The sequence below is a fragment of the Jeotgalicoccus halotolerans genome (assembly GCF_003387165.1).
GTDB classification, from domain to species: Bacteria; Bacillota; Bacilli; order Staphylococcales; family Salinicoccaceae; genus Jeotgalicoccus; species Jeotgalicoccus halotolerans.
This window is the reverse complement of record NZ_QUMW01000009.1, coordinates 1-13,676: the sequence shown is the minus strand read 5'-3', so window position 1 is coordinate 13,676 and position 13,676 is coordinate 1. Positions and strand designations below refer to the sequence as shown.

The window sequence follows — 13,676 nt, the reverse complement described above, 5'->3', positions numbered from 1 at the left end:
ATTTTAATTACTTATTGACGATTTCACCATCAACATATTTACTCTTGCCTTTAATGAACTTGCCTTCCTTAACATTCTGCTGATGATCGATAACAAGTGCAATCGTTGCATCACCAGTAATATTAACTGCCGTACGCGTCATATCCAGAAGTCTGTCGATACCGAGAATAATACCAATTGCTGCCGGATCAAGTCCTACTGCAGTTAATACCATCGCGAGCATTACGAGACCGACACCCGGTACTCCTGCTGTTCCGATACTTGCAATTGTCGCAATAATGACGACAGTAGCCATTTGTCCGATTGTTAAATCGATACCTGACAGCTGAGCGATAAATACTGTCGCTACCCCCTGCATAATTGCGGTACCATCCATATTCACAGTTGCACCAAGCGGCTGTACGAAACTTGAGATACTTTTACGGATTCCAAGTTTGTTCTGCGCTGTTTCAAGTGATACAGGCAATACAGCACTTGAAGATGACGTACTGAATGCTACTGACAGTGCAGGTGCAAAGTTCTTAATAAACCAGACAAAACTCTTCTTGCCGAGGAACTGGACTGCCGAACCATATACTAAGGCAAAATGAATGAACAATGCCAGCAGCACACAGATAAAGTACATACCCAGCTGCTGAATAGCGCCGAAGCCAGCCTGTGTAAATGCAGTTGCTACAAGGCCAAATGCACCGAGTGCAGCAAAGTATTTCATAATTGCCAGAACAATCCACATTATTACTTCGTTAGCTTGTTCGAATAATGTAATGATTCCGCCTGCTTTCTCTTTAACGGCAATTAACCCGACGCCGATAAAAATTGCAAAAGCAATAATTTGAAGCATGTTCTGATCAGCCAGTGCAACAAATAAATTATCAGGAATAATATTAATTAATGTCTGATCAAATGTTGTTTCCATCGCAAGCTGTGTATCGCCGCCTTCAAGTTCTGTCGATCGGTATTCCGACACTTCCTCGGTATTCAATAAGTCAGCCTGTCCTTCACCAGGCTCAAGTATCAATGCAACTCCAATAGCCAGTGAAATTGCAATTGCAGTTGTTATCAGGTAGAAAACCATTGTTTTAATACCGATAAGTCCGAGTGTTTTCGGATCCCCGACACTTACAACTCCGAGTACAATCGAAATGAATACGACCGGTACAACTACCATAAAGATAAGATTTAAGAATATTTGCCCGAGCACATTAAATACGTACTGATCAATCCATTGGACCCATGCAGCGTCCGCCATTGTATTAAATATTGACCCTACTGCAATCCCCGCAATTAAAGCGATTACAATATAGAGTGTGAGTTTATTTCCTACTTTCATGTATATCCCCCTTAGCTAATAATTCCTGAATATGTATTCAAGTATACTTTGCTAAATGGAGATTTGTCTATAAAATTAAAGTAAAGATTATGGATGAACCGCTCTAAATCGCATGGTTAATCGCTTTCACAGGATGAATAATTTTTATCATTTTACACTAAAAATCAATAATGTTGAATTTTATTGCATAAATGACAGCCTGAGTCCGGTCTGACACTTCCAGTTTATTTAAGATATGACTCACATGGGTTTTAACAGTTTTCTCGCTGACAAATAGCGCCTCGCTGATTTCCTTGTTAGACTGGCCTTTAACAATTTCCTTCAGCACTTCAGTCTCTCTTCTCGACAGTATATTCCGTTCATGCGGCAGATTGCCTGTTTTATCGATAACTTTTAAAATGTCAGGATGTACAACCCTGTCACCTTCTATAACGTTTTTTATCGACTGAATCAGTTCTTCCACATCCATCTCCTTAATAATATAACCGTCCGCTCCGGCACGGAAGACAGGACGAATGTATTCCTCGCTCGTATAACTTGAAAGGACCAGCACCTTAATGTGTTTATACTTTTCTTTCAATAAAGCAGTCAGCTCAATCCCATCCATTTCAGGCATGACGAGATCGATTAGCACGAGATTAATCTTGTCATGATTATCTTCCAGATATTCAAGCGTCTCCCGGCCGCTGTCAAAATCTTCAACTACATTAATGTCAGATGTTGTTGATAATAAAAATTTCATGCCTTCTCTTACAACCTGATGGTCGTCAGTAAGAATTATATTATACATTTAATTGCCTCCAAGTTTTATACGTGTAATTAACACAGTTCCGAGCCCTTGGCGGGACTGAATTTCAAAGGAACCGCCCATTTTATGTACGCGTTCATGCATGTTTGTCAGCCCATGGCTGACACCTGTTTTTTCTGCCGGAATAAAACCCCTGCCCTTGTCACTGATTACAAGCCTCAGCTCTTCATCAGTAAATTCCAGCAGTACTTCTGCATTTTTTGTCCCCGCGTGTTTTCTGATATTATTAAGTCCCTCTTGAACGATACGGTACAATTCAATTTCTGTCTCGTCCGGTATATTATAAAAACCATTCACTGTAATTTCTATATTCAAATCGAGAATTTTAGCGTAATGATTGACCGCTTCGATTATACCGTTCTCGAGACCGATTGGTTTTAATTGCCAAATCAGCGCCTTCATCTCTTTCATTGCATATTTCGATGTATTTTCTATTCTTTCAAAGGCCAGACTGCTCTGCTCGCTGTCCTTTAAAGCCTTCGCCGCATGAGATGTAATACCGATAGAAAACAGCATCTGGTTAACCGAATCGTGAAGTTCGCGTGCGAGCCGCTGACGTTCTTTGATAATCATATTTTCTTTTTCCCGTGTCGTTAAATCCAGCCGTTTCAGTGTAGAACCGAGCTGAAAGGCCACCGACTCCAGAAGATCCAGCTCATCCTTTTGAAACTCAGTACTGTAAGGTGTCGCCACATTTAATAAACCGAAAGATTCCACACCGGAAATCAGCGGCACTGTAGCGTGATGTGTAATATTATTATTTTCATCAGGCATTTCCCGCGCAGCCTTTTCGAGCCTCGAACAGGCTACGATATTCGTCGCATTCGACAATTCTCCTTTATTAAATTTATTGACGCACCAGCATTTGTCATTGCACAGATATGTATGACCGTTATACTGCAAAGTAGGCGGTAGCTGATAATGTGCGCTCAGTTCATGCCTGCCGTCTTCATTAATAAAAAATATCCAGCCGGTTTTAAAATTTGAATGGTCGATGAGCATTTTCAATGCCCCGTCAATCATCGACTGGCGGTGGGTTTCCGTATTTAAGAACTCAGCAATATCTTTTAAAAGCTGTAACTTACTTTTCACTGTTATCATCCCTTTTAATAAATTGTAAGAAATTTGTTACACTTAATATAGCTGTTAACACTTATAATATAAAAGTAAGTTACAAAACTAAAATGAAAGGACAAGCGCTGATATGAAAAGTAACAAACTGTACATGCAAATGATTTTTATCGTGTCATTAATTGCTATGCTGGGTTCTTTATACTTCAGTGAAATCAGATTGTATGAACCGTGCGAGATGTGCTGGTACCAGCGTATTTTAATGTACCCGCTTGTACTGCTGTCGTTTATCGGCCTTATTAAAAACGATGCTAACGTAAGATTATACGTCCGTGCAATGAGCGGTATTGGGATACTGGTTTCCACCTACCACTACGCACTGCAGAAAATTCCGGCCCTCGGCGAGAGCGCCAATGCTTGTATGGGTGTATCCTGTACAGTACAATATATAAATTGGGCTGGTTTTATTACCATTCCCCTGCTTGCACTGACTGCATTTATCATTATTTTCATTTTATCATTTTTCATTAAAAAAGATTAAAGAATAGGAGCTATTAATTATGGGCAACAAGATTTTTTACGGCATTATTGGTTTAATCGTCGTTGTATTTGTAGGAGTATTTATATTTATGAACAACGAGGAAAAAGATATTACTGAAGGGTACTATCCTTACACGGATAAAGAACCGGACGAACTGACAGGAGCGACAATCGACCTGCTGGATGATGAAAATTATCAGGCTAACAAAACACCGGCTGAAGTTGAAGAAATAGTAAATTCAGGCGAAGGCGAATTCGTCTACTTCTGGAGCCCTACATGTCCACATTGTATGGAGGCCACACCGCTTCTATCTGAAGCTCTTGACAGCGTCGATGGTGAAGTAACTCAGCTTAACGTGCTTGAATATGAAGACGCGTGGGCAACGTGGAACATTAACTCTACACCGACACTTATTTACTTTGAAGACGGCCAGGAAGTTGAACGCTTAGAAGGAAATCCGGGATCAGCTGAAGGCTTCGAAGAATTTATGACAGCAGCTGCGGGAGAATAATATGAAATTTACCGTACCTGAGAAATTCGATGGATCTACTCTGGAAGAAGCTCTGATTGCACTTCATATTCCTAAAAAGGAAATGCACTGGCTACGCATGTCGAAAGATATCGTTATTAACGATGAAGTTCAGCCGGTAAAAACTGAACTTAAAACAGGAGATACAGTCACACTGCCTGATTTCAGTGAAGCGAGCAGTTATAAGAAGAGCTCTATGCAGGCAGCTATTCTTTTCGAGGATGAGAACCTGCTTGTCGCATCAAAACCGCCTGGCCAGAAAGTTCATCCGAATGAACCCGGTGAGCACAACACACTCGTAAACGACGTGATTAATACAGTTGCGAGCGAATATATTGAACCAGTTCACCGTTTGGATGTGGATACAACAGGACTTGTACTGATGGCAAAAAATGCATATATGAAGAAAATGCTCGACTATATGCTTAGTGAAAATAAAATTAAACGGATTTACATGGGGCACGTGAAGAAAAACAGTAAAATTACTGCACAGAAAATTAAGGCGCCGCTTGGTAAAAAGCCGCACACGAATATTTTCCATGTCACGAGAACAGGCAAAGACGCTGTGACGCATATTATTAGCAAGAAAGTAACAGACAAATATGAAGAACTGACAATCGAACTGGAAACGGGCCGAACACATCAAATCCGTGCGCATATGAAACACTTAAACGCCCCGCTTGTCGGGGACAAACTGTACGGCGGACCGCCGTCGCCCTATCTTCATCTGTACGGCTACAAAGTTTCATTTAACCATCCGATTACAGGCGAAGAAATCAGTGTAACGCTAGATGTATAATATAGCGAAACTGTCTCATCAAAAAATTGATGAGACAGTTTTTTGATTCTAGTGAATATTTGGCTGGTCTAGTAATTTTACTGCCATGTTAGAGTGACATGGAGACTTAACGGCTGTTAGTTTACCATGTTGAAATTACATGGGTAATCAAATGCGTTTGGTTTCCCAAGTCACTGACGAATGTATAATCGTTTGGACTTTATTTTTCAAAGTCATACAGAAAACCGTTCTATAAACGTTATCAGATCAACAGCGTACTTACAAACAACTCCACGAATTTTATCAAACCAACAATTTCCCACCATCAACACTCAAACGAAAAAAACAGCACCCATTTTGGGTGCTGTACTAATTCACAATCCGCAAATCAAACAACTTATTTCCTGAACCGGCTTTTAATTCGTTCCAGTATGTTGCTGTGTTCCTGCAGTAATTCAGTTTTCTTCTGCTCACTGTTTTCAACAGCGCGTTTCATGAGTTCATCCTGAACGCTCAAAGTCGGCAGATCATTTTTAACATATTCATATGTACCGTCCGGCAGCTGCACACGTGCTTTCACGTTATCTCTTAAGAATAATTCATTCACTTCGATCAGTTCTTCTACAATTCTCGGATCGTTGATGGGGAATAAAATTTCCACACGTTTGATCATATTTCTCGTCATCATATCTGCTGACGATAAGAACATTTTCTTATCACCATTATGATAAAAGTAATAAATTCTCGAGTGTTCTAAAAATCTGCCGACAACGCTAATAACGCGTATGTTGTCGCTGACATCTTTAATTCCCGGCTTCATACAGCATATTCCGCGAATCACAAGATCCACTTTTATGCCTTCCTGAGAGGCCTGCAGCAGTTTATCGATTATTCTCTTATCCGTTAAAGAGTTCATCTTCGCAAAAATATAACCGTTGCCGTATTTTTTATGACTTTCAATTTCAAGGTCAATCCGTTCAGCAAACATATCCCTGATTTCAAATGGCGCGACATGCAGTTCCTTGTATTCAGGTTTAAGCGAATAACCGCTTAAATAGTTAAAGAAGTTTACAGCATCATCTCCGATACGCGGATCTGTGGTAATAATTCCCATATCGGTATAAAGTTTGGCTGTGGAATCGTTATAGTTTCCCGTTCCCAGATGAACAAACTTAACAATTTTTTTATTGACCTTCTTTACAACCAGTGTAATTTTACTGTGCGTTTTCAGGTAGTTCATGCCGTATATAACATGACAGCCGGCGTCTTCCAGTTCTTTCGCCCAGTGCACATTATTTTCTTCATCAAATCGCGCTTTCAGTTCAACAAGCACTGTAACCTGTTTGCCGTTTTCAGCCGCCAATTTTAATGATTCGATAATCGGCGAATCACTGGATACCCGGTAAAGGGTCTGTTTAATCGCCAAGACGTTTTTATCTGTTGCTGCCTGCTGCACAAATTCAATAATCGGCTGGAACGATTCGTAGGGATGATGAAAGAATATATCTTCTTTCAGCGCTGCTTCATACACATTACGGTTCCCCAAAAATTTCGGCTGCTGCGGGAAAAACGGTTTAAATAAAAGCTTTGGAAATCTGTACTTTAATTTATCCGTCATTTCGAACAGAAACGTTAAATCCAAAGGTCCGTCAAAACGATAAACATCTTCAGGATGCAGTGAAAGCTGCTCCTCGAGGAAAGATCCGTTAATGGTAATGTCACGGCTCCGGTCGATTTCAAGACGAACCGCGGCACCTTTAGTACGTTCTTTTAAGAAACGCTCGATTTCGATTAATAAATCGGCAGCGCCTTCTTCATGTATCGTTAAGTCGGCATTTCTTGTAATTCTGAACGGGAATGTTCTGTCAATCTGATAACCGTTAAAAAGTTTATACACATATTCTTCAATAATATCTTCCGCCAGAACAAAATAGGTCTTGCCTTCGTGTGATAATTCATAAAATCTTTTTATCACTGTCGGCAGCTGCACAATCGCAGTCTGTTTGCCCAGTTCATTCGATAAGTCTACGAATAAGTTAATTTTTTTGTTCATCAGCTTAGGAAACGGACGATATGCATCGATTCCGAGCGGTGTTAAAGCCGGTAATATTTCTTCATCAAACAGTTTTTCCAGTTTATCCTGCAATGACTGGTGAAGCTGATGCGGTCTTTTTAGGAACACATTCAGCTTTTCCAGTTCCTCCATCAGTTCGTGATACATTTCGTATTGAATACGGCAGTTTTCACGGTTCAGCTCACCGATTCCGGACAGCTGTTCTTCCGGAGTCATACCAGTCTTAGTATCAGGCTCGGCATAATTCATCTTAACCTGGTCCTTTAAACCAGCTACCCTAACCATAAAAAATTCATCCAGATTAGAGCTCGTTATCGCTATAAATTTCAATCGTTCGAGAAGAGGATTACGCGTGTCGCCTGCTTCTGCTAATACTCTGTAATTAAATCGCAACCAGCTTAGTTCGCGGTTATTGTAATAAGATTTATCGTTTAATTTATAAGCCATTTATAATCCTCCTGCTCTCATAATTATAGCGTGTAAATATTAAGATTCTGTAAATTCTATCCGCAAATCTCCGCCGAGAATTTTTTGAATATGCTTTTTCTGACGGACTGCATGATATTCTTCTGCAATCGGGTCTCCATTGTACTGAATGGTCAATCTGAAGGCATCTCCGGATTTCGATAATTGTAAATTCTCGACAATTTCCGTATTGGAAATGTTCAGGGCATTCGCAAATTTAACGAGCGAACCGAGTGCCTGAATTTCATCCAGTTCTTCATCATTAAACCAGCCGGTTTCCTTCGCATAAAAGTCAAGCAGTGTTTTATTTTTATAACTGGCTATCAGTGCAAGTCTGACGCGGTCACGATGTCCGATGCCGTTAATATTGCTGTTGGAGATTAAATAGTAGGTATGCTGACTCGATGCATCCCTGTCGATAAAGTCACCTAAATAATATATCCCAGCAGCATGTTTCATAATCATTTTATTTGTACGCGACAGCGATAAAATATTCAGGCGCTCAAGTTCATGGTAAAGACGGTCAACAATTTCTGTTCTTTTATCTGTATCAGTCGGATCCAGATTAAAGTCATTGGCCAGCTGTTCTATCGAATCTTCAAATACTCTGTACTTATTAAAAGCAACAGGATATTCCTTACTGAAAATGCGCATAGCCATACCTTCGCGCAGCCCCTTGCGGCTGAACTTGAATTCCTTGGCATCTACAATATTAAGCAGTGTTCTGAAAACAATGATACTCGGCAGAATAATATCAGCGCGGTCTTTACTCAGGCCGTCGATATCATCCAGGTTTTCAGTGTCCGTATTTTTCAACAGCTTATATACATCCTGTAAATCATTGCGCACCATAGTATAGCCGTGAACACCAGCTATCGGATAACTGATCATCGACTGATGAATACGCGCTATGTTACGCGCACTTCCGCCGATTGCCAAAATCGGCACACGGCGGTCACGCAGCCAGTTCACTTTTTTCAGCTCAGTTTCCACAAATTGCTTAGTCTGTTTAATCGCCGCTTTGTCATTATGTTTTTTACCTTCAAAAAACATTTTACTGAGCGTAACAACCCCAAACGATAAACTCGTACGATAGATGATTTCTTTATCCTCGTAAAAAGTAAGCTCTGTACTTCCCCCACCGATATCGATTGTCACGGCATCGTAATAACTGATTGTGTGGACAGCCGCTTCATATCCAAGCGTTGCTTCCTCTTCGCCGCTGATAATGACCGCATCCAAATCAAGTTCTGATTTAATGCGCCCGATAATATCCTCGCGGTTTTTAGATTGTCTGATGGCTGCTGTGGCCACCGGGAAAATCTTAGTTATATGATATTTTTCCGAAATTTGTTTAAAACTGTTCAGGATTTTTAATAAAGCTGCAATCCCTTCTTCTGCCATGTAGCCATCTTCATCAATATACTGAGCTAAACGTGCAGGTGTTTTAATATTTCTAATTTCTTTTAAGCCGTGTGTCTTGGTGTATTCAAAAAGTACAAGTCGAATCGTGTTGGATCCGATATCTATTAAGCTTATTTTGTTCATCGAAAAACTCCTACTCTTTAGAGTGAATCATGTCTTCCGGTTTAATCCATTTATCATACTGTTCTTCTGTCAGCAATCCTGAATCAAGCGCAGACTCTTTTAAAGTGATTCCTTTGTCATGTGCGTTTTTAGCAATTTTAGCAGCATTTTCATAACCGATATGAGGGTTTAATGCTGTTACAAGCATTAGAGAGTTATTTAAATACTTATCAATGTTTTCCTGAATCGGTTCAATTCCAGCAGCACAGTTATCATTGAAACTGTTCATTCCGTCAGCCAGCAGGTAAATAGACTGCAGTGTATTATATAAAATAACCGGCTTGAACACGTTGAGTTCGAAGTTACCCTGTGAAGCTCCAAACCCTACAGCAGTATCGTTCCCGAACACTTGAGCTACAACCATAGTCAGCATTTCAGACTGAGTCGGATTTACTTTGCCCGGCATAATTGATGAGCCCGGTTCATTTGCCGGAATTTCAATTTCTGCAAGACCCGCACGCGGGCCTGAAGCGAGCCATCTCACATCGTTTGCAATCTTCATCAGATCTGCAGCGAGTGCTTTTAATGAACCGTGCACATATACTACCTCATCGTAAGACGTCAATGCATGGAATTTATTAGGTGATGAGATAAACGGCAGGCCCGTTTGTTCGGAAAGCTGGTCGGCAACTCTGCTGCCAAATTCAGGGTGAGCATTAATTCCAGTACCAACAGCCGTCCCTCCAATTGCAAGGTTGCTGAGCTGTTTTTTAGACTGATTAATTATTTCTTTTGATTTTTCCAGCATATATGACCAGCCGCTGATTTCCTGCCCTAAAGTAAGCGGTGTAGCATCCTGAAGATGCGTACGGCCAATCTTAATAATATCCTTAAATTGTTCCTGTTTTTCTTCAAAAGTACCATGCAGTTTTTCAAGTGCAGGCAGAAGCTGATGTTCAACTGCCTGGCTCAGCGCCACATACATCGCAGTAGGATATGTATCATTAGAGCTTTGTGACTTGTTGACATCGTCGTTCGGATGAACAATTTCATCACTGCCCTGATCTTTAAGATACTCGTTAGCAACATAGCTGACTACTTCGTTAACGTTCATATTGCTTTGAGTTCCGCTGCCCGTCTGCCAGACAACAAGCGGGAAATGATCATCCAGTTCGCGTTTAATTATTTTTTCACATGCAAATACAATCGCATCTTTTTTCACAGGAGAAAGCTTTCCTAAATCACTGTTGACAATCGCAGTCGCTTTCTTTAAGTGAGCAAATGCTACGATAACTTCAATCGGCATTTTTTCTTTGCCTACAGGAAAGTTCTGACGGCTTCTTTCTGTTTGCGCTGCCCAGTACTTATCCGCAGGCACCTTAATTTCACCAATCGTATCGTGTTCAATTCTAAATGACATATAAAAATCCCTCCGAAATATAGTATTCATTACTAGTCTATACTATATTGCGAAAGGATTCATTAAGAAAAAACTATGCAAACTTATAAGAGTAATATTCTACTATGTCATGGTCTAATCTGCCTGCCGCATCTTTGTCGATTATGACAGTCACCATGCGATGGTTTTTAATATTGCTGAGTATGCTGCTGCCTGAGAGATTGGCATCATAAAGACTTCTGACAACCTCCTCCTTATCTCCTCCTGTTGCATAGATAAAGAGCTCTTTTGCTTTAAATAATTCATCATTGTCATTGTTAAAGCCGACTTTTTTATTTGAATTTAAATTGAGAAGTGCGACATTCACTTTCTTCTTGCCTTTGTCATCAAGATCATCGGCTGTTCCGCCTTCATTTAGTTGTGATGAAGGAATATCAAGGTTTTTAAAAATATCCAGACCGCCTCTGCCTACTGAATACAGCTGAATTTCAGATAAGTCTGCAGGATGATTTTTCAATTCACCGACAAATTTTTCATACACTGGTGATAAATCTTCATTAACATCCAGCGCTAAAATGCTTTCCGGATTGTTGTGAATCTGCTTACGCAGCAAATCCGCAGCAAAAATGTCCGCAAGTTCTTTCGTTTCAAATATTTTAAAATTCATTGCCATAATTTTTATCCTCCAATAATCGTTGCCTTGTAGTTTAATCTTATATTATATTTATCTTACCCCAAACAGCAATTAAAATAACGTAATCATAAAAAGAAACAGAGAATAATAAAGAGAAAATACCTTTTTTACAACAAAACCTTTTTAATCTTTGCAGAATGGTTTATAATAAATGTAATTAATATAAGTACTGGGGGCAAATCAATAATGAAAGCATTTCTTATTTTAATGGTTTGTATAGCCTTTCTGACTTCAATCCTTACAGCAGGACGCGAAACTGACTGGGGATATAAAGATGACGGAGAGACAAAAATTAGAGAATAGTCTTATTCAATATATTTTTTAAACTGGACAGCTTCGTGCCGTACAGTTTTTTTTGTTTTTTATTTGCGAGTACGGTGTCGTTTCGCCGTCGTACTTGTCCATCCACTTCTCCTTCAGCTTTCATCAAAATCCTTTTAATTGAGAATAATTATCAGTTAATATATAATACAGATACATGATATACATAAATAACAGCCTTAAGGAGAATATATTTATGCAAATTTACTGGAGTAAACTGATAGATGTTGTTAATGAATCGCCCGAAGTGAAAACTTTTGTTTTCGAATGTCCTGAAGATTATACCTGGGAAGAAGGGTCGCACATACACCTTGCTTTTGAAGGTTTTAACACTGGAGAAAAGCCGGATAGAAGCTTAATCAGACATATGTCAATTTCTACCTTGAAAGACGAAAACACGATTGGCATTACTACCCGCATCAGAAAAGATGCTTCGAAGTTTAAACAGATTTTAAATGAATTGTCCATTGGAGATAAAGCAGCAATATTTAAAACACATACAAATGTACCTTTAAAGCGTGAAGGTAAAAATATTTATATGCTTTCTTCAGGCGTCGGCCTGGCGACTTTTAGACCGCTGGTTCTGGATTATCTGAATGATAATGACAATGTCGCTAAAATTCACTCGTTAAATATTGATTCATCTAAAAATTATTTATTTCCTGATATATTCCAATCTTCAGCAGATAAAAATCTGACTGCGCACTTCGTCAGTACACGCGATGAGTACTATGAAGAGGCAGAAAAACTGACAGAAGATAAGGATGCCCTATTTTATGTGGTCGGCAGCGATGAGTTCCTGAAACAGAATGTCGATCTGCTGCTTAAACAAGGCATACCAAATCATCAGATTATGCTCGATAAACACGAAAGCCAAAAAGAGCAGTTCTTCGCTAATTAATTTCACTTTATTATATAAATATGAAAATCCGGGATATCTTCAAAGTGATATGCTCCCCCTAAAGTAGACACTTAAAAAAGTAAACTACTTTAGGGGGAGTTTTCTCTTGAAATCAAACATAAGGTATTCAACGAATGAACTGATTGAATACATCGAGTTATATTTAGATGGCACTTCATTTCGAGCACTCCGTGAAGATTATGAGCTAGATTTAAACGAATCAACCTTCCGACTCTATCTAGATAAATACTTGAAGCATGGGACGACTGGATTACTGAGACCACAAAAGAATCGTAACTATTCAAAAGCATTCAAACATCAAGTGGTTCAAGAATACTTCAATAGTAATTTGTCCTACAAAGGTCTCTCTGTTAAATATAATATTCCGAGTGATCATACGATTAGAAACTGGGCGATGCGATATACTGAAGGCAAAGAGAATCGAACGTATTCTCCAAAACCGGAGGTCTATCAAATGAAAAGTAGAAAGACAACATACGAAGAACGGATCGAGATTGTGGAGTATGTCATCAATCACCAACTATCTTATAAAGACGCTGCAGAAAAATTTAAGGTCAGCTACACTAACGTCTATTCATGGACGAGAAAGTATAAACAATTTGGACCGAAAGCACTCGAAGACAATCGAGGTAAGAAGAAGACGACGGAAGCTCAGACGGGTGAAGAACAGTTGAAAGCTGAGATTGAAGCGCTCAGAATCCGAAATCAGTGGTTAGAAATGGAAGTTGAGACGCTAAAAAAGCAGGAACAAATGGAAAGAGAGTTGATCAAACAAGAATCCGCCAAAAAGCGTCGTACCAAACGGTCGAAGCGTTAAAACATAAATATCCGATTGTTCATCTTTGCCAGGTGCTGGGGATTTCCAGAGCGAGCTATTATAAATGGCTGCATCGAAAACCTGCACAGTATGAAAATAGAGATCAATCATTGATGACCATGATGTTAGAGACATATAATGCGTTAGATGGCATTTATGGCTATCGTCGAATGACGATATACCTGAATCATTTCAGACAGGCTAAGGTGAATCACAAACATGTGTATCGACTGATGAAGATGATGAATTTGAAATCGGTGATTCGACGAAAGAAACGCAGATATAAAACAGTCAAACCCGACTATATCGCTGCGAATATACTCAATCGTGAATTTCACGCAGCCAAACCCATGCAGAAACTGGTGACAGATATTACTGAATTCAGTACGACCGATGGGCG

13 protein-coding genes are annotated in these 13,676 nt (G+C 39.6%); 6 read left to right on the top strand and 7 right to left on the bottom strand.

Features of this window, described 5'->3' with window-relative positions:
* Positions 1-7: 7 nt before the first annotated feature.
* From DFR63_RS01245 to DFR63_RS01235, 3 genes are all read right to left on the bottom strand, one after another.
* On the bottom strand, positions 8-1,330 hold the full coding sequence (locus DFR63_RS01245) for a dicarboxylate/amino acid:cation symporter (protein ID WP_115883944.1): 1,323 nt from the start codon (positions 1,328-1,330) through the stop codon (positions 8-10).
* 157 nt (positions 1,331-1,487) lie between these two features.
* Positions 1,488-2,120: a response regulator transcription factor gene (locus DFR63_RS01240; protein WP_115883943.1), complete on the bottom strand. Its 633-nt coding sequence runs from the start codon at positions 2,118-2,120 to the stop codon at positions 1,488-1,490.
* On the bottom strand, positions 2,121-3,239 hold the full coding sequence (locus DFR63_RS01235; RefSeq protein WP_245954103.1) for a GAF domain-containing sensor histidine kinase: 1,119 nt from the start codon (positions 3,237-3,239) through the stop codon (positions 2,121-2,123).
* A 103-nt stretch (positions 3,240-3,342) separates the two neighbouring features.
* On the opposite strand from DFR63_RS01235, the gene DFR63_RS01230 reads away from it, so the two are divergent.
* Genes DFR63_RS01230 through DFR63_RS01220 form a run of 3 tightly spaced genes read left to right on the top strand, consistent with a single transcriptional unit; the run spans position 3,343 to position 5,078 of the window.
* Positions 3,343-3,750: a disulfide oxidoreductase gene (locus DFR63_RS01230; protein ID WP_115883942.1), complete on the top strand. Its 408-nt coding sequence runs from the start codon at positions 3,343-3,345 to the stop codon at positions 3,748-3,750.
* Between the two features lie 19 nt (positions 3,751-3,769).
* Positions 3,770-4,261: a thioredoxin family protein gene (locus tag DFR63_RS01225; protein ID WP_115883941.1), complete on the top strand. Its 492-nt coding sequence runs from the start codon at positions 3,770-3,772 to the stop codon at positions 4,259-4,261.
* A 1-nt stretch (position 4,262) separates the two neighbouring features.
* On the top strand, positions 4,263-5,078 hold the full coding sequence (locus DFR63_RS01220) for an RluA family pseudouridine synthase (RefSeq protein ID WP_115883940.1): 816 nt from the start codon (positions 4,263-4,265) through the stop codon (positions 5,076-5,078).
* 376 nt (positions 5,079-5,454) lie between these two features.
* On the opposite strand, the gene DFR63_RS01215 is transcribed toward DFR63_RS01220, so the two are convergent.
* The 4 genes from DFR63_RS01215 to DFR63_RS01200 all read right to left on the bottom strand — a co-directional run bounded on the left by DFR63_RS01215 (position 5,455) and on the right by DFR63_RS01200 (position 11,195).
* Entirely contained in the window at positions 5,455-7,578 is a 2,124-nt protein-coding gene (locus DFR63_RS01215) for an RNA degradosome polyphosphate kinase (RefSeq protein ID WP_115883939.1), read from the bottom strand.
* 39 nt (positions 7,579-7,617) lie between these two features.
* A complete protein-coding gene (locus tag DFR63_RS01210; protein ID WP_115883938.1) occupies positions 7,618-9,144 on the bottom strand; it encodes a Ppx/GppA family phosphatase in 1,527 nt (508 codons plus the stop codon).
* A gap of 10 nt (positions 9,145-9,154) precedes the next feature.
* Positions 9,155-10,543, bottom strand: a complete 1,389-nt coding sequence (gene fumC, locus DFR63_RS01205; protein WP_115883937.1) for a class II fumarate hydratase — start codon at positions 10,541-10,543, stop codon at positions 9,155-9,157.
* Positions 10,544-10,616: 73 nt separating this feature from the next.
* Complete coding sequence (locus DFR63_RS01200; protein ID WP_115883936.1) at positions 10,617-11,195, bottom strand: hypothetical protein; 579 nt, start codon at positions 11,193-11,195, stop codon at positions 10,617-10,619.
* Positions 11,196-11,733: 538 nt separating this feature from the next.
* Between DFR63_RS01200 and DFR63_RS01195 the strand changes: the two genes are divergently transcribed.
* The 3 genes from DFR63_RS01195 to DFR63_RS12055 all read left to right on the top strand — a co-directional run.
* Positions 11,734-12,438, top strand: a complete 705-nt coding sequence (locus tag DFR63_RS01195) for a dihydropteridine reductase (RefSeq protein ID WP_115883935.1) — start codon at positions 11,734-11,736, stop codon at positions 12,436-12,438.
* A 475-nt stretch (positions 12,439-12,913) separates the two neighbouring features.
* Entirely contained in the window at positions 12,914-13,276 is a 363-nt protein-coding gene (locus DFR63_RS11685; RefSeq protein ID WP_162842251.1) for a helix-turn-helix domain-containing protein, read from the top strand.
* 113 nt (positions 13,277-13,389) lie between these two features.
* A partial coding sequence (locus DFR63_RS12055; protein WP_147302186.1) for an IS3 family transposase occupies positions 13,390-13,676 on the top strand: 287 nt, incomplete at its 3' end.